Annotated in this window: 15 protein-coding genes; 6 read left to right on the forward strand and 9 right to left on the reverse strand. The window is 70.7% G+C overall.

Features of this window, described 5'->3' with window-relative positions; translation table 11 throughout:
• Nucleotides 1-466 precede the first annotated feature (466 nt).
• Nucleotides 467-1,342, forward strand: coding sequence for a CAP domain-containing protein (locus AB0F17_RS11740; RefSeq protein ID WP_358020164.1), 876 nt, complete (start codon nt 467-469; stop codon nt 1,340-1,342).
• A 57-nt stretch (nt 1,343-1,399) separates the two neighbouring features.
• Here the strand turns inward: AB0F17_RS11740 and AB0F17_RS11745 are convergent, their stop codons facing one another.
• The 9 genes from AB0F17_RS11745 to AB0F17_RS11785 are packed head-to-tail and all read right to left on the reverse strand — an operon-like array spanning nt 1,400 to nt 10,682.
• Complete coding sequence (locus tag AB0F17_RS11745; RefSeq protein WP_358020167.1) at nt 1,400-1,807, reverse strand: cupin domain-containing protein; 408 nt, start codon at nt 1,805-1,807, stop codon at nt 1,400-1,402.
• Nucleotides 1,808-1,816: 9 nt separating this feature from the next.
• Nucleotides 1,817-2,638, reverse strand: a complete 822-nt coding sequence (locus AB0F17_RS11750; RefSeq protein ID WP_358020170.1) for a phosphoenolpyruvate hydrolase family protein — start codon at nt 2,636-2,638, stop codon at nt 1,817-1,819.
• Nucleotides 2,635-3,864: a Tm-1-like ATP-binding domain-containing protein gene (locus AB0F17_RS11755; protein WP_358020173.1), complete on the reverse strand. Its 1,230-nt coding sequence runs from the start codon at nt 3,862-3,864 to the stop codon at nt 2,635-2,637. The genes AB0F17_RS11750 and AB0F17_RS11755 overlap by 4 nt, the downstream gene beginning before the upstream one ends.
• A gap of 1 nt (nt 3,865) precedes the next feature.
• Nucleotides 3,866-4,240 (reverse strand): carboxymuconolactone decarboxylase family protein, encoded by a 375-nt coding sequence (locus AB0F17_RS11760; protein ID WP_358020176.1) that lies wholly within the window; start codon nt 4,238-4,240, stop codon nt 3,866-3,868.
• Complete coding sequence (locus AB0F17_RS11765) at nt 4,240-4,989, reverse strand: SDR family NAD(P)-dependent oxidoreductase (protein ID WP_358020179.1); 750 nt, start codon at nt 4,987-4,989, stop codon at nt 4,240-4,242. The genes AB0F17_RS11760 and AB0F17_RS11765 overlap by 1 nt, the downstream gene beginning before the upstream one ends.
• 11 nt (nt 4,990-5,000) lie before the next feature.
• Nucleotides 5,001-5,819, reverse strand: a complete 819-nt coding sequence (locus tag AB0F17_RS11770) for a carbohydrate ABC transporter permease (RefSeq protein WP_358020182.1) — start codon at nt 5,817-5,819, stop codon at nt 5,001-5,003.
• Complete coding sequence (locus AB0F17_RS11775) at nt 5,816-6,733, reverse strand: sugar ABC transporter permease (RefSeq protein WP_358020185.1); 918 nt, start codon at nt 6,731-6,733, stop codon at nt 5,816-5,818. Before AB0F17_RS11775 ends, AB0F17_RS11770 begins: the two co-directional genes overlap by 4 nt.
• On the reverse strand, nt 6,730-8,043 hold the full coding sequence (locus tag AB0F17_RS11780; protein ID WP_358020188.1) for a substrate-binding domain-containing protein: 1,314 nt from the start codon (nt 8,041-8,043) through the stop codon (nt 6,730-6,732). The genes AB0F17_RS11775 and AB0F17_RS11780 overlap by 4 nt, the downstream gene beginning before the upstream one ends.
• Nucleotides 8,040-10,682: a family 78 glycoside hydrolase catalytic domain gene (locus tag AB0F17_RS11785; RefSeq protein WP_358020191.1), complete on the reverse strand. Its 2,643-nt coding sequence runs from the start codon at nt 10,680-10,682 to the stop codon at nt 8,040-8,042. Before AB0F17_RS11785 ends, AB0F17_RS11780 begins: the two co-directional genes overlap by 4 nt.
• Before the next feature lie 140 nt (nt 10,683-10,822).
• Between AB0F17_RS11785 and AB0F17_RS11790 the strand changes: the two genes are divergently transcribed.
• Genes AB0F17_RS11790 through AB0F17_RS11810 form a run of 5 tightly spaced genes read left to right on the forward strand, consistent with a single transcriptional unit; the run spans nt 10,823 to nt 15,853 of the window.
• Nucleotides 10,823-11,827, forward strand: coding sequence for an aldo/keto reductase (locus tag AB0F17_RS11790; RefSeq protein WP_358020194.1), 1,005 nt, complete (start codon nt 10,823-10,825; stop codon nt 11,825-11,827).
• 16 nt (nt 11,828-11,843) lie between these two features.
• Nucleotides 11,844-13,676 (forward strand): hypothetical protein, encoded by a 1,833-nt coding sequence (locus tag AB0F17_RS11795; protein ID WP_358020197.1) that lies wholly within the window; start codon nt 11,844-11,846, stop codon nt 13,674-13,676.
• Nucleotides 13,676-14,695, forward strand: coding sequence for a hydroxyacid dehydrogenase (locus tag AB0F17_RS11800; protein ID WP_358020200.1), 1,020 nt, complete (start codon nt 13,676-13,678; stop codon nt 14,693-14,695). The genes AB0F17_RS11795 and AB0F17_RS11800 overlap by 1 nt, the downstream gene beginning before the upstream one ends.
• Nucleotides 14,692-15,462, forward strand: a complete 771-nt coding sequence (locus AB0F17_RS11805; protein WP_358020203.1) for an aldolase/citrate lyase family protein — start codon at nt 14,692-14,694, stop codon at nt 15,460-15,462. Before AB0F17_RS11800 ends, AB0F17_RS11805 begins: the two co-directional genes overlap by 4 nt.
• Nucleotides 15,455-15,853, forward strand: a complete 399-nt coding sequence (locus AB0F17_RS11810) for a VOC family protein (protein WP_358020206.1) — start codon at nt 15,455-15,457, stop codon at nt 15,851-15,853. The genes AB0F17_RS11805 and AB0F17_RS11810 overlap by 8 nt, the downstream gene beginning before the upstream one ends.
• The last annotated feature ends 6 nt before the right edge of the window (nt 15,854-15,859 follow it).

Consider the following 15,859-nt stretch of genomic DNA (forward strand, 5'->3'; position numbering starts at 1 on the left):
GCAAGGCGTCCCATGGCGAAACAGGAGGCGCACTGAACGTGACCCGCCTCCTATTTCACTAGCAAGTGTTAGCCATACGGATAACCACGTCAAGCGCTGCTAAATAGCCATCCGGCGCTCGGATGGCCCTGTGACCAGGGGCGAGACGGCTGAGAGAACCGCCGTCAACTCCCCCGAGCTTGATCCGCTCCGGGGCCCGAGCCCGCCCTGTCGAGCCGTTACGCATGCCACGGCACAGAGCACTCCGGTTACCGAGCGTGATCGAGCGGCCGTTTCCGCGAAAAAAATCCCCGACCCGGGTTCTGGCCGGAAACGCCAGTGTCAGCAGGGGTTCGCGACGCCTCAGGACTCACTCTGGTTTACCCACATCACAGATTGATGTCCGAAATTTCATGACAGAGGGCACCTGGCACCGACAGAATGCGGAACGCCCACCCACCGTCCACTCCATACGGAGGACACCCATATGCGTAGACGCCTAGGGGTACTCGCGGGCTTCGTGAGCCTGGCCGCCCTCAGTGCGCCGATCGCCACGGCCGACGCCGCGACGGTGCCCCAACCCGCATGTCGCGTGACCGTGGCCAAGCCGCAGGTCACCACCACCGGCAAGATCCAGGCTTCCGCCACCCGGCGCGGCTGCGAAGACACCGCCCTGGTCCGCGTCCGCATCAAGCGCGCGGTGCCCGGCCCCGACCGGACCGTCAAGAGCGCGTCGGGCAGAGGCGTCAGCCCGACGGTCACCGTCGCGCTGCCGTGCACCCCCGGTGTCTACTACGCCTTCGTCACCGACTACCGCGGCAACACCGGCAAGTCCCGGCCGGTCCGGCTGCCGTCCTGCGCGCCGACCACGCCTACGCCCACCCCGACGGGCACACCGTCGCCCACGGGTTCTCCCACGTCGACGCCGACGCCCACGCCCACGACCACCAGCCCGCCGTCGACGGACACGGTCGGAACGACCGACGAGAACGAGGTCGTGCGGCTGACCAACGCGGAGCGGGCGAAGGGTGGCTGCAAGCCGCTCAAGCATGACGCCCAGCTGCGCACGGCCGCCTTCGGCCACTCCTCCGACATGGCGGCCAAGAACTACTTCGACCACACCTCGCAGGACGGCCGCAGCTTCCTGGACCGCATCCGCGCGGCGGGCTTCACCGGCGGAACGGGCTGGGCCGAGAACATCGCCATGGGCCAGCCGACCCCGGCGTCCGTGGTCACCGGCTGGATGAACAGCGCGGGCCACAAGGCCAACATCATGAACTGCAAGTACAACCTCATCGGTGTCGGCGCGGCCAAGAACTCCAAGGGCCAGATCTACTGGACCCAGGACTTCGCCGCCAAGTAGCGGCCGCCCGAGAAGAACGATGCCCCGCGGCCGGCCGCCCGGCCGCGGGGCATCACCTCAGGCCTGACGCCACTCCGCGACACTGCCGGGCTCGTGCAGGTGCAGGTCGGGCGCACCTTCCAGCGCCTTCTCCTCCCCACCGGGCGTGTACGTGACGATCAGGCGCAACGGCCGCCAGGTCGAGTTGAACGTCGAGTGGTAGGCGCCCGCCGGGATGTGCACGGTGTCACCCTCCTTGATCGGGAACGGCTCACCGTCGTCGACCATCTGCGACGCCTCGCCGGAGATGACGTAGATGATCTCCTCGGCGTTCGGGTGGTTGTGCCGGGCATGCCCCTGACCGGGGTTGACGATGACCTCGCCCAGCGTGCTGCTCGCCCCCTCGATCGCCGACGGGGTGACGAACCACTTGATGGACCCCCAGTCGAAGGCCATCGTGGGCACGGTGTCCGGACTGACGTGCATGGCGTCTCCTCAGAAGTTCAGTGCTTTGAAGGCTCGTACCTGCTCGGTGATGGCCCGCTCCGTGGGCAGCCGCTCGACGGACGAGGCGCCGAAGAAGCCCACCACGCCCTGGGTGCGCGACAGGACATAAGCGGCGTCGTCCGGCTCGGCGATCGGGCCGCCGTGGCAGAGCACGAGGATGTCGGGCCGGACCGCCGCCGCCGCGTCGCGCATGGCCTGCACCCGGGTCACGGCCTCGTCCAGGGTCAGGGCGGTGCCCGCGCCGATGCTGCCCTTGGTGGTCAGCCCGACGTGCGGTACCAGCACGTCGGCGCCGGCCTCGGCCATGGCGCGGGCCTGGTCCTCGTCGAAGACGTACGGGGCGGTGACCAGGTCGCGCTCGTGGGCCAGCCGGACCATCTCCACTTCCAGCTCGTAACCCATGCCGGTCTCTTCCAGGTTCTGCCGGAAGACCCCGTCGTACAGACCGACGGTGGGGAAGTTCTGCACGCCCGCGAAGCCCATCGCGGCGAGCTGGTCGAGGAAGCGCGGCATGACCCGGAACGGGTCGGTGCCGCAGACGCCCGCGAGCACCGGGGTGTCGGCGACGACGGGCAGCACCTCGGACGCCATCTCGACGACGATCTGGTTCGCGTCGCCGTAGGGCAGCAGCCCGGCCAGCGAGCCGCGCCCGGCCATCCGGTAGCGGCCGGAGTTGTAGATGATGATCAGATCGACGCCGCCGGCCTCGGCGCACTTGGCCGACAGGCCCGTGCCCGCGCCCGCGCCGATTACCGGCCGCCCCTCCGCGACGGTACGGCGCAGCCTGGCCAGCACCTCCTGCCTGGTCACGCGGACTCCCCTCCCGAGATGAGGCTGTGCAGCCGCTCGGCCATCGCCCGGCCGAACTCCGGATCGTTGATGTGCAGGTCGAGCGGCTCGGTCGCGGGGAAGACGGCCAGCGCCTCGAAGCAGGCCTCGTCGGCCTTGGGGTCGTGGAAGTCCATCCCCGGCGCGTCCAGGGCGGACACGCCCCGCTGCGGGATGAACAGCTCCGTCGGGCCGGTCGCCGCGCTGAGCTTGGCGGCCATCCGAGCGCCCAGCTCGGCCATCTCCTCCGGCGTGGTGCGCATCAGCGTGACGGTCGGGTTGTGCACGTACAGCAGCCGGTCCGCGAACCGCGCGGGCACCGTGTCGCGCGGGCCGAAGTTGACCATGTCCAGGGCGCCGGGGGCGACCACCTGCGGCACGCCGTTCGCGCCCGCCGCCGTGAGCCGCTCGGGACCCGCCGACAGGACCCCGCCGACCAGGTCGTCGGCCAGCTCGGTGGTGGTCAGGTCCAGCACCCCGGCCAGCAGCCCGCTCGCCGCCAGCCCCTCCAGCGCCCGGCCGCCCGACCCGGTCGCGTGGAAGACCAGCACCTCGTAACCGAGCTCGTCCAGCCGCTCGCGCGCCGCGTCCACGGCGGGCGTGGTCACGCCGAACATCGACGCGCCGATCAGCGGCCGATCCTCGCTCGGCGCGGTCCGCACCGCCCTGGCCAACTGGTGCGCCTTGGCCATGCCCGATGCGGCGGCCGCCGCGTTGCCGAGAATCGCCCGCGAGACCCGGTTGATGCCCGCGATGTCGACCACGCTGTACATCAGCGTGACGTCCCTGGCTCCGACGTAAGGCGACACATCACCCGACGCCATCGTGGACACGATCAGCTTGGGCAGGCCGATGGGCAGGTCGCGGACCGCCCGCGCGGCGATCGACGACCCGCCGCTGCCGCCCACGGCCAGCACCGCGTCGACCCGGCCCGCGCCATGCAGCTCGGCCATGATCACCGCCGCGCCCTCGCCCATCGCGGTGACGGCGGCCCCGCGGTCGCCCCCCTCCTGGAGTGCCCGCAGGTCACCTCCGGCCGCCTCGGCCACCCGCTCGTTGGAGACGTCGGCCGGCAGGTTCCCGCCGGGTTCGTGCACTCCCGTGTCGACCACGAGCACGTCGCTGCCCAGCTCCACCAGCCGGTTGCGCAGCCAGGCGTACTCCTCGCCCTTGGTGTCGAGCGTCCCGATCAGTACGACGGTCGGCATCTCACGCCACACCCCTCTGTTCGAAGACCTTCTTCGCCACATTGATCGCGTTGATCGCCCTTGGGAACCCCGCGTACTGAACGCAGTGGATGATCACTTCGACGATCTCCCCGGGCGTGAGGCCCACGTTGAGCCCCGCGTTGATGTGCCCGGTGAGCTGAGGTTCAACGCCACCGATGTTGACCAGTGAGGCGATCGAGGCGATCTGCCGCTGCTTGAGGTCCAGCCCGGGGCGTGAGTAGATCTCGCCGAAGTTGAACTCCACGCCGTAGCGCCCGAGGTCGGCGCCAGGCCCGTACAGCATGTCCAGCAGCCGGTCGGCGGCGCCCTCGCCGTACACCTCGTCGTACTTCGCCTTGCCCTGTTCCATGGACATCAGATCGCGTGACCTCCGTCCTGGGGCAGGATGACGCCGGTCAGGTACGCGGCGGACGGCAGGCAGAAGTGCACGATGCTCTCCGCCAGGTCCTCCGGGCTGCCGAGCGTCCTGGTGGGGATCTGGCTCAGCAGGGCCTCCCGCTGCTCGGGGGTGTCCCGGTCGCGGCCCGGCGTCTGCTGGGCGCCGGGGGCGATGCAGTTGACCGTGATGCCGTCGGTGGCGTACTCGATGGCCAGGGCCTTGGTCAGGCCGACGACGCCCGCCTTGGCGGCGGCGTATCCGCTCGCGTGCCGGACCAGGCGCCCGCCGCGCAGGGCGGCGATGGAGGCGATGTTCACGATCCGCCCGCCGCCGCGCGCCAGCATCGACGGTACGACCGCGCGGGTCACGTTGAAGACGCTGGTCAGGTTGACGTCGACCATCCGCCGCCACTCGTCGGCGGTCATCTCGTGGAAGGGCCGCACCATGCCGCCGCCCGCGTTGTTGACCAGGATGTCGACCCCGCCCCAGGCCCGGGTCACCTCGTCGACCGCGCTCAGCGTCGCGTCGAGGTCGGTGATGTCGGCCTTGAGCTCCAGCGCCTCGCGCCCGGCCTCACGTACGGCGGCGCCGAACAGCTCCAGCCCCTCGGCCGTCAGGTCCAGCCCGGCGACGTCGCAGCCTTCCCTCGCCAGCACCTGGGCGAACACCTTGCCCATGGCGCCGCCCGCGCCGGTGACGACGGCCTTCCTGCCTGCCAACCTCATATCGGAACCTTTCACTTGAGCGCTCCGGCGGTCATGCCCTGGATGAAGTGCCGCTGGAGGAGGAGATAGAGGGCGATGATGGGGATGCTCGCCAGCGTCACCCCGGCCGCGATCATCGACCGGTCCACGCTGTACTCACCGACGAAGAACATGATCCCGGTGGAGATCGGGCGCAGCCCCTCGTCCTGGCCGTACAGCAGCGGGATCAGGAACATGTTCCAGGTGAACATGAACTGCAGCACGACGAGAGTGATGATGCCGGGCCTGGCCAGCGGCAGGATGATGCGGGTGAAGACCCGCCACTCGGTGGCGCCGTCGATCCGGGCGGCGTTCGAGATCTCCTCGGGCAGCCCGCGGAAGAACGCGCGCATCAGGAACACCCCGAAGGCAAGGCCGAGCGCGACGCTCGGCACGATCACCCCCCAGTACGTCCCGAGGATGCCCAGGTCCCTGACCAGGTAGTACTGCGGAATCATGATCGACTGAAACGGGATCATGATGCCGAGCAGGAAGGCGCCGAAGATGAGCCGCTCGCCGGGCAGCCGGCGCGTGCCCAGGGCGTACCCCGCCAGGCAGGAGAACGCGGTCACCAGCGGCACCACGAAAGCGGCGTACAGCACCGAGTTGCCGATGTAGGAGCCGAACCGGCCGGTCGTCCACGCCTCGGCGAGGTTCTCCCAGTGCAGCGTGGACGGGAGGCCGAACGGGTCCTGGTTGATCTCCGACGTGCTCTTCAGCGCCGAGAACCAGATCCACAGGAACGGCATGATGAACAGCAGCGCGAACAGCAGGAGTATCAGATACCGAGCCGTCTTCACGGTGATCGTCATGCGCGCTCCCTGACCCGGACCACCGCGATCGACACCAGCAGCGAGATCACGGTGAGCACCAGGGACAGCGTCGAGCCGTAGCCGACCTCGTTCTCCATGAACGCCTTCTGGTAGGTATAGGTGGCGATGAGCTGGGTGGCGTTGTCCGGCCCGCCCTTGGTCATGATCCAGACGTGGTCGAACGCCTGGAAGCCGTGGACGAGCAGCAGCACGGTGACGAGCGTGATCGCGTTGGACAGTTGCGGGATCACCACGTGCCGGAAGCGCTGCCAGCCGTTCGCGCCGTCCATCCGGGCCGCGTCGAGCAGGTCGGTGTCCACGTTGTGCAGCGCCGCGGTGAAGATCACGAATGCCAGCCCGACGGTCGCCCAGACCGAGGCCGCCATCACCGCGTACAGGGCGAACGCCGGGTCGCCGAGCCAGCCCCTCGTCCACGAGTCGAGCCCCACCACCTCCAGCGCCCGGTTGAGGATGCCGAAGGCGGGGTTGTAGATCCAGCTCCAGACGATGCCGACGATGATCGCGGGCAGCACCTGCGGCATGAAGTAGATCGTGCGCAGCGCGGTGAAGCCGCGCGGCCGGTTCCACACGAACATGGCCAGCAGGAGCGCCACGCCCATCGTCAGCGCGGTGCCCACGACGACCCAGACGAGGTTGTGCCCGAGCGCCCGCCAGAACAGCCCGTCTCCCAGCATCCGCTGGAAGTTGGCCAGGCCGACGAACCGCTTCTCGGGGCTGGCGCCGTCCCAGTCGGTGAGGCTCAGGTAGACCGACTGGACCAGCGGCCACAGGATGAACCCGGCGTACAGCAGCCCGGCCGGCACCAGGAAGAGATAGCCGAGCGTCCGGCCCTGCGGCCGGGCGGTGGGATGGGCCCGCTTGACCAGGCGGGTGTCCGGCAGCGTGAGCGTCATGAGGTCACTCCCGCCTCCCACGCCTTCTGCAGCTCCTCCGCCTGCTTGGCCGGGGTCTTGTCCCCGGCGACCACGGCCTGGAAGCCGCTGGTCATCGCGCTGAGGAAGCCGGGCGAGGCCAGGCCGTGGTTGACGGCGTACCCGATGTTGGTCTTGGCGTCCCCGCCGCCGGTCTGCGCCGCCTGCATGGCGAGCTTCTGCAGCGGGCTGAGGTTCCAGCCCGTGGAGTCGAACGGCACCGGCGGGAAGATCTTGGCGCCCTCGACCCAGAGCCGGACCGCCTCCGGCTGGTAGAGCGAGTCGAGGAACTGGGCGGCCACGTCCGCGTTCTTGCTCTTGGCCGAGATGTAGTAGGCCGAGCCGATGCCGCCTGGATAGACGCGGGGGCCGCCGTTGACCGAGGGCATGGCCATGATGCCGATCTCCTGGCCCGGCATCTCCTTCTCGATCGTGCCGACCGCCCAGGTGCCGTTGAGGTTCATCAGCGCCTTGCCGGCCAGGAAGAGCGACTGGGCGTCCGGGCCGCCGAGCGAGTTGAGGTCCTTGATGAACCCGCCGGCCTTGACCAGGTCGACGAAGAAGAGCTTGATCGCCTCGACCAGTTGCGGGGTGTTCCAGGTGCCCTTGTTGTCGAAGATCAGCTCGCCCATCGGCTGGGCGCCGGCCAGGTTGTTCGCCATCATCGAGAAGGCCCACCAGCTCGGGTAGACGTCCGACTGGCCGTACGCGATCGGCGTGTAGCCCTTCTTGGCGGCGGCCGAGGCGAAGGTCAGCAGGTCCTCGAAGGTCTCGGGGACGGTCAGGCCCGCTTTCTCGATGAGGGTCTTGTTGTAGAACAGCACGGTGTTCTCCGACTCGTCGGGCAGGCCGTAGAGCTTGCCGCCGAGCGACGCCTCCCTGATCGCGAACGGCGTCAGCCGGTCCAGCCAGCCGTACTTGGCGGCGACGTCGTCGAGCGGCTTGATCAGTCCTGCTTTGGCCAGCACTCCGGCGTTGCCCGCGCCGACCTGGTAGTAGATGACGTCGGGCCCGGTGCCCGAGGCCAGTGCGGTCTTGCCGACCGTGGTGAGCTGGTCGCCGCTCTGCGAGGTACGGGTGATCGTCGCACCCTTGAACAGGTCGTAGACCTTCTTGACGGTCTCGTTCTGCGGGGAGGTGGTGAACTGGTCCCACACCTTCAGGCTCGCGCCGGCCGTACCTCCGCTCGCCGGTGCGGGGTCCGTCCGGCCCCAGCCGCAGGAGCTGAGCGTCACCGCCGCGGCGGCCAGGCCGCCGGTGCGGAGGAAGTCACGGCGCGTGGGGGTGTTCAAGGCGTTGTCCTCTCGTGTGCGGCCCAGGGGGCCGAGAAACGGTGGTGTCCGGAGGCCACCGAGCACACGACCGTCCCGTCACGCCGTTCGAGGACGGTGACGTGGGCGGTGGACTCGATCGCCTCGGGATCGCCGGTGGGAACGTGCAGTGTGGCGTCCGTCCCCGGAGGGATCAGCACGTCCACGGTGAGCACGCCGTCCGTCACCGACCATGCGGACTCGACTCGCCCCCGAGCGGTCTCCTGCACGGCCCGGGCCCAGGTGAGCTTGCCCCCCGGCCGCGGGCGGATCACCAGACCGGCGTACGCGGACGAGTCCGCCGTCTGGCCGATCCCGGCTACTCCTCCGTAGAGCCAGTCGCCGATGGCGCCCAGGCTGTAGTGGTTGAAGGAGTTCATGGTGGCCGCCTGGAAGCCCCGTTCCGGGGTCCAGCCGTCCCACCGTTCCCAGATGGTCGTGGCGCCGTGCTTGACGGAGAACAACCAGCTCGGAAAGGTCTCCTGGTGGAGAAGGTCGTAGGCCAGGTCGGCGCGGCCGATCCTGGTGAGCACCGGGCAGAGCAGCGCGACGCCGAGGAAGCCGGTGGTGAGATGGCCGTCGTGCTCGGTGATGTCGCGGACCAGGTGCTCGGCGGCCGCTTCGGCGGGGGTCAGGTCGAATTCCAGGGCGAGCAGGTAGCAGGTCTGCGTGTCGCCGTGGATGCGGCCGTCCGGCGCGACGAACTCCTGGTTGAAGGCCCTTCTGATCGCGGCGGCCAGCTTCTCGTACCGCTCATGGGGCCGGCCCAGGATCCGCGCCGCCTCGGCGACGAGCGTGGCCGACTGCGCGAAGTAGGCCGTGGCCAGCACGTCGCGCGGGGTGTCCACGCCGATCTGGAGCCAGTCGCCGTAGTTCCTTCCGGTACGGCGGCGCCAGATCAGGTCAGGGTTGTGCCGTTCGATCTGGTCCACCCAGGCGGCCATCGCGGGCAGGCAGCGCTCCAGCACGCGGCGGTCGCCGTACAGGCGGTGGAGCGTCCAGGGGACGATCACGCCCGCGTCTCCCCAGCCCGGCGCCCCCTCCCTCGTCAGGCAGACCTTCGGCGCCACGTCGGGGAAGGACCCCTCGGCGTCCTGCCCGGTCAGCACGTCCTCCATCCAGTCGGCGAAGAAGGCCGAGACGTCGGCGCCGCGGGCCGCCGTGGGCAGGAAGACCTGCGCGTCCGCCAGCCAGCCGAGCCGCTCGTCACGCTGGGGACAGTCGGTGGGCACCGAGACGAAGTTGCCGCGCTGGCCCCAGCGGATGTTCTCGTGCAGCCGGTTGACCAGCGGGTCGTCGCAGGCGAACTCGCCGGTCCACGGCAGCTCGCTCTGCAGCACCCGCCCGGTGACCTCGATCCGCCCGTCGAACCCGGTGATCTCGACGTAGCGGAAGCCGTGGACGGTGAAGGCGGGCTCGTACACCTCGACCGCGTCGCCGCCGCAGACGTAGACGTCGGTGGCCTCGGCGCGGCGCAGGTTCGCCAGGTGCAGGCCGCCGTCCTCCTCCAGGATCTCGGCGTGGCGGAGCTGGATCCGCCGCCCGCGCTCGGCGCCGTGGACGGTGAGCCGGACCCGGCCGACCATGTTCTGTCCCAGGTCGGCGATGGTCTCGCCGCCGGGGCCCCTGAGGACGCGCACGGTCGTGAGGTCTTCGACCACCCGTACGGGGGCGCTGCGTGACCAGACCAGCTCGGAGGTGTCCGTGCCGGTGACTTGTGCGGGCGCCCAGGCAGTGTCGTCGTAGCCGGGAGCGTTCCAGCCGTCCAGCCGCTCGCGGGCGTCGTAGTACTCGCCCATCAGCAGGTCGGAGTGGCGCAGCGGTCCCGGCGACTCGCGCCAGGTCTCATCCGTGGTGATCACGCGCCGGGAGCCGTCGGCGAAGTCCAGCACGAGCTGGGCGATGAGGGCGGGCGCGTCGCCGTACAGCTTGCCGGCCTTGCGCGGGTCCATGCCGACGAAACCGCTCCACCAGCCGTCGGCGAGCAGCGCTCCCAGGACGTTCGGGCCGGCCTGCACCTGCGCGGTGACGTCGTAGGACCGGTACCTGATCCGGTGGTGGTAGTCGGTCCAGCCCGGTTCGAGCTCGTCGTCGGAGACGCGCGCACCGTTCAGCGAGAACCGGTGCAGGCCGCGGGCGCTGGCGTGCAGCCGCGCCCGCACGGGGCGTTCCGCCAGGTCGAAGGCCCGCCGGAGGTGGGCGCACGAGGTCAGCTTGCGGGCGTTCAACGAGCGGTCGTCCTCGACCGGGGGCTCGAAGACCGGCTGCGCGCGATCGTCCCTGGCGATCCAGGCCGCGCTCCAGCCGCCCATGAGCCCTGTCTCGAACCACGCTTCCGTACGGCCCGCCGCGGCTCCCCACGCGTCCCGCACCTCCACCGACCAGTCGTAACGGGTCGAAGGCAGGAGAGGCGCTCCGTCGTAGTCGACCTGGAGCGCGGCGGAGCCTTCGGTGTCCCACACGACCTGCTCCCCGGCACGCACGATCAGCCGGTAGGCGGTCTGGCGGTCGCCGTGATCGTCGGAGCGGAGCTTCCACGACAGACGGGGCGCGGTCTCGTCGACGCCGAGTGGCTGATCGAGGAACTCGCAGGTGAGGCCGTACGGAGACAGGCTGGGCATGGTCCTGACCACTTCCCTTCGCAGGCCCACAGCCGATCTGAATCGTTTTAAGAGGGCCGGTGTGGCGCACGTTACATCGGTGTTGCGCGATTGGTCAACCGGTTGACCAATGCCGCTTTTGGGACGTACCGTCCCATGTCATGGACTACGCGCTGCTCGGCCCGACGGGCATCAGGGTGTCGCGGCTCTGCCTCGGAACGGCGACGTTCGGGGTGGCCCCTCGGGCCGCCGACGCCGCCGGACTCGTGCACGGCGCGCTGGACCATGGCATCAACTTCTTCGACACCGCCAACGCCTACGGCAACCGCCCGCAGTTCGACCGCCCCGGCGTGCCGCCCTGGACCGAGCGCGAGTCCGCCGAGGAGATACTCGGCCGGGCGCTGGGCGGGCGGCGGGACGAGGTCGTGCTGGCGACCAAGGCCCGCGAGAGCGTCGGGCCCGGCGTCAACGACCGGGGCCTGTCGCGGCGGCACCTGATCCTGCAGCTCGAACGGAGCCTGCGACGGCTCCGCACCGACCACGTGGACCTCTACTACGCCCATCACCCCGACCCCGACACGCCGCTCGAACAGACCCTCACCACGCTCGACGACCTGGTCAGACAGGGCAAGGCGCGTTATGCCGCACTGTCCACCTATCCCGCGTGGGAGACCGTCCAGGCCCTGTGGATCTGCTCGGCCCGTAACCTGCACGGCCCGGTCTGCGCCCAGGTCCGCTACAACCTGTTCGACCGCACGCCGGAGGCCGAGCTGGTCCCCGCCTGCCTGCGCCTCGGGCTGTCCGTGGTCGCGTTCAGCCCGCTGAACGGCGGCCTGCTGGCCGGGACCGGCGGCCGGGAGTACAGCGGGGAGCGGCGCTGGGGCGGTGGCGGCTTCTCGCCCGAACACCTGGCCACGGCCGAGCGGCTGGAGGCGCTGGCCACCGAATGGGGTCACCCGCCCGCTCACCTGGCCCTGGCCTGGCTGCTGTCCCGCCCCGCCGTGGCCAGCGCGGTCATCGGACCGGAGGACCCCGCCGAGCTCGCGACCAGCGTGTCCGCCTCCGGCCTGCGCCTGGAACCCGCCCAGCTCACCGCACTGAGCGCCATTCCTTTCTATCCACGCACCGCCCAAAGCCTGCTCACCCTGCGGAAGAGCGAGCGATGACTCGGGAAGGCGAGCGATGACCGTCTCGTTCGATCTCGCCGGTCCGTATCTGGACCGGGTACGGCTCGGCGGTCTGCTCCTGCTGCGCCGGGTGGGCGTGATGGTCAGGGACAGCCGGTGGATGACCGTGCCGGGGCGGCTGCTGCGGGCCGACTCCCGCGCGGGCGGCACCTCGCTCTGGGTCCGGCACGGCTCGGACTTCGGCTGGCGGGGCACGGCGACCGTCGCGGGCGACTCACTCACGTTCACCTTCGACGGACGGGCGGAGCGCGACTTCGAGCGCGCCCGGATCGGCCTGTGCCTCATCCACCCCTCGCACCTGGCGGGGACCCCGGTGGAGGTCAACGGCCTGGCCGCCGGGGAGTTCCCGCAGCGGGTCAGCCCGCACCAGGTCTTCACCGGCGTCCGGACGATGCGGTACCGGGACGGCGCGGCGCTCGTCACGATCGAACTGGCCGGCGAGACCTTCGAGACCGAGGACCACCGGAACTGGAGCGACGCCGGCTACAAGACCTATGGGACACCGCTCGGGCCGGGGCTACCGGTGGCGGTACGGCGCGGCGACCGCGTCCAACAGCACCTCCACCTGACGGTCACCCTGCCGCGCCTGGTTCGGGGTCGCAATGGCGCGATGGCCCGGCTCCCATCACCACAACCACCTCCCGGAGGCCCCCTCCTTTTCGCCGAGCCGCACTCCCAACGGGAGCAGCCTCCCGAAGGCATACTCCCGCCGGTCGGGCTGTATCTGAGGCGGCCTCCGGTGGACGGGCGCGAGCTCGCCGTGGCCTCGTTCCTGCACGGGACCGTGGACCTGGACGAGCCCGGCTGGCGCGAGGTGGCCGGCCGGTTCTCCGCCGCCGCCGAGGCGGCCGGGGCGACGCTCACGCTGAGCGCCGTCTGCTCCTCCCCCGCCCAGGTGGCCGCGCTGCGTGACGTCCCGGGCCTCGGCACGCTCCTGGTGTTCGACCGTAGGTACGGCACGCCTCGCGAACTCGCCGCAGCCGCCCGCCGAGCCTGCCACGGCACCCCGATCCGGATCGGCGGCGGCAGCCGAGCCCACTTCGCCGAGTTGAACCGGGCCGAGTCCCTACCGTCCGACCTGCTCGACCTGGTCTGCTTCCCCATCGCGGCCCAGACCCACCACGACGACGAGGCGAGCGCGCGGGAATCCCTCGCGGTCCACCCACTGCTCGTACGGCAGGCCGCCGAACACGGCCTGCCCGTGCACGTGGGCCCGATCGGCCTGCTCCCCGTGTTCGGCTTCGCCGCCCCGCGCGGCCCCCACGACCCCGCGCCGTCCGCCATCTTCCGTACGGCGTGGACGGCCGCCGCCCTGGCCACCCTCGCCACCGCCGGAGCCACCACGATCTCCGTCGACGCCTGCGATGCCACCAGCCCATCGCCGTGCGGCCACGACACCACCGCGACCGCCGGCACCTCCCGCGACCCCGCCGAGACCTCCGCGAGCAACCACCACACCGGCATGTGGCATGTGCTCGCCGCACTGCGCCCCTTCGCCGGAGGCCGGCTCGTCGACGCCGGGCTCCCGGCTGGGCTGGTCGGCCTGGCCGTACACCAAGACGGACGACAGCTCGTCCTGGCGGTGGCACTGGAGGGCGGCGGACCAGTCCGCATCGACACCCGTGGCCACACCATCACGACGATCACCGGCGACGGCGCGGCGGGCGGCACGGTCGTACAAGAGCATCCGCCCGGCACCGAGACCACGGCCCTGACCGCGCCGTCCGTCGCGATCCTCACCTCGCCCGCAGGACTCCCACCGCGAGGACACGCACCGCCACCCGGCATCCCCGCCGGACCCCGCCCACCCTCAGGAGGAACCAACTGATGCCCTTCAGGATCGGCCTGACCCGCGACTTCCTGACCGATGACGGGCGGATCGGCTGGGGCGACATCGGCCTGTCCGCGCTCGACGAGGCCGATGGCGTCGCATGGGACTTCATCGAGGCCGTGGACGGCGACATCCCGCCAGACGCGGTACGCGGGTACGACGCCCTGATCGTCCTGACCCCCAGAGTCACCGAAGACACGCTCAAGGGCGCCGACCGGCTGGTCCTGGTGGCCCGGTTCGGCGTCGGCTACGACAACGTGGACGTCGAGGCGTGTACCCGGCACGGCGTGCTGGTCACCATCACACCCGACGGCGTGCGCGGCCCGGTGGCGGTGTCGGCGCTGACGATGCTGCTCGCCGCCGCCCACCGGCTCGGCGAGAAGGACCGTCTGGTCCGCGCGGGACGGTGGCACGACAAGCTGGACTACATGGGGACCGGCGTCACCGGCCGGGTGCTCGGCCTGGTCGGCTGGGGCAACATCGGCCGCGAGCTGTCGCGGCTGTGCGCGCCGCTGGGCATGCGGCAGCTCGCCGCCGACCCCTACGCCGATCCCGAGAAGGCGGCGGCGGCCGGTGTCACGCTCGTCGATCTCGAAACGCTGCTCGCCGAGGCCGACTTCGTGGTGATCACCTGCGCGCTCACCCCTGAGACCCACCACCTCATCGACGCCGGGCGGCTGGCCGCGATGAAGCCGACCGCGTACCTGGTGAACGTGGCCAGGGGCCCGATCGTCGATCAGGCCGCGCTCACCGAGGCGCTCACCCAGGGGCGGATCGCGGGGGCGGCGCTGGACGTGTTCGAGGTCGAGCCGCCCGATGCGGCCGACCCACTGCTGGCCCTGGACAACGTGCTGCTCAGCCCGCATGCCGTCGCCTGGACCGACGAGCTCGCGCTGGGCAACGGGCGCGGCGCCATCCAGGCCGCGCTCGACGTCGCCGCCGGGCGCGCACCGGCGTACCCGGTCAACCCGGCGGCGCTCGATCATCCCCGTCTCTCCAGAAAGGTCCTCCGTTGACCGGTCCCATCAAGCAGGCACTCCACAGCGGAGAGCTCGTCCTCGGCACCTTCGTCTTCGAGTTCGCGACCACGGGCATCGGCCGGCTCGTGGCGGGGGCGGGGGCGCAGTTCGTCATCTATGACGCGGAGCACACCGGCTGGGGGTGGGAGACGCTCGGCAGGGTCGTGGCCACCACCCGGCCGACCGGCGTCGAGCCGTACATCCGCGTCCCCACCGCCGAGCGCACCCAGATCTCCCGCGCGCTGGACGCCGGCGCGCGCGGGATCATGGTCCCGATGGTGGACTCGGCCGAGCAGGCGCGGGACGTGGTCCGCTGGGCGAAGTACCCGCCCGACGGGGTACGCGGGGCGGCCTTCGGCGTCGCGCACGACGACTACGCCGCCACCGACAACGTGGCCTACATGCGCGACACGAACGCCCGGACCATGGTGATCACCCAGATCGAGACCGTCGCCGGCCTGGAGTCGGTGGAGGAGATCGCCGGGGTGGACGGGGTGGACGTGCTCTGGGTCGGCCACTTCGACCTGACCAACAGCATGGGCATTCCCGGACAGTTCGACCATCCCGACTACCTGGGGGCGCTCGACCGGGTGGCCAAGGCGGCGCGGGCCGCCGGGAAGTTCGCCGGGTTCATGGCCGGGAGCAAGGAGGAGGCCGCGATGCTGGTCGACCGCGGGTTCAGGATCCTCGCGTACGGCGGCGACCTGTGGATCTACCAGGCGGCGCTGCGGACCGGGTTGCGCGAGGTCAGGGAACTTGGCTGACTTCGACCACGTCGACCACCTCGGGATCGCCGTCCACGACGCCGACCAGGCCCTGCCCTTCTATGTGGAACGGCTGGGCATGAAGGTCATCGGCGACGAGCAGGCGGACGATCCCGGGGTCCGGCTCACCTACCTCGACGCGGGCAACGTCATGCTCCAGCTCGTGCAGCCGTTCAGGGACGGGCCCGTCGCCCGCTTCCTGCGGGAGCGCGGCGAGGGGCTGCACCACGTCTGCTTCAGCGTTCCCGACATCGAGACGACGCTCGCGACCCTGCCGGGGCAGCGGAGCGCTCCGATCTTCATGGGCGGCCGGGGCCGGCGGGCCTGCTTCCTGCTGGCGGAGCCGAACGGCGTCCGCGTGGAGCTGACAGAGCGGGACCCGATCCGATGAGCCGGA

Source organism: Nonomuraea sp. NPDC026600 (assembly GCF_040638335.1).
GTDB lineage: Bacteria > Actinomycetota > Actinomycetes > Streptosporangiales > Streptosporangiaceae > Nonomuraea.

Excerpts from the sequence above, each read along its gene's own strand:
- AB0F17_RS11785 (WP_358020191.1), bottom strand. The coding sequence starts at position 10,682 with ATGCCCAGCCTGTCTCCGTACGGCCTCACCTGCGAGTTCCTCGATCAG.
- AB0F17_RS11800 (WP_358020200.1), top strand. The coding sequence starts at position 13,676 with ATGCCCTTCAGGATCGGCCTGACCCGCGACTTCCTGACCGATGACGGG.
- AB0F17_RS11755 (WP_358020173.1), bottom strand. The coding sequence starts at position 3,864 with ATGCCGACCGTCGTACTGATCGGGACGCTCGACACCAAGGGCGAGGAG.
- AB0F17_RS11790 (WP_358020194.1), top strand. The coding sequence starts at position 10,823 with ATGGACTACGCGCTGCTCGGCCCGACGGGCATCAGGGTGTCGCGGCTC.
- AB0F17_RS11745 (WP_358020167.1), bottom strand. The coding sequence starts at position 1,807 with ATGCACGTCAGTCCGGACACCGTGCCCACGATGGCCTTCGACTGGGGG.
- AB0F17_RS11760 (WP_358020176.1), bottom strand. The coding sequence starts at position 4,240 with ATGTCCATGGAACAGGGCAAGGCGAAGTACGACGAGGTGTACGGCGAG.
- AB0F17_RS11775 (WP_358020185.1), bottom strand. The coding sequence starts at position 6,733 with ATGACGCTCACGCTGCCGGACACCCGCCTGGTCAAGCGGGCCCATCCC.
- AB0F17_RS11795 (WP_358020197.1), top strand. The coding sequence starts at position 11,844 with ATGACCGTCTCGTTCGATCTCGCCGGTCCGTATCTGGACCGGGTACGG.
- AB0F17_RS11740 (WP_358020164.1), top strand. The coding sequence starts at position 467 with ATGCGTAGACGCCTAGGGGTACTCGCGGGCTTCGTGAGCCTGGCCGCC.
- AB0F17_RS11770 (WP_358020182.1), bottom strand. The coding sequence starts at position 5,819 with ATGACGATCACCGTGAAGACGGCTCGGTATCTGATACTCCTGCTGTTC.
- AB0F17_RS11765 (WP_358020179.1), bottom strand. The coding sequence starts at position 4,989 with ATGAGGTTGGCAGGCAGGAAGGCCGTCGTCACCGGCGCGGGCGGCGCC.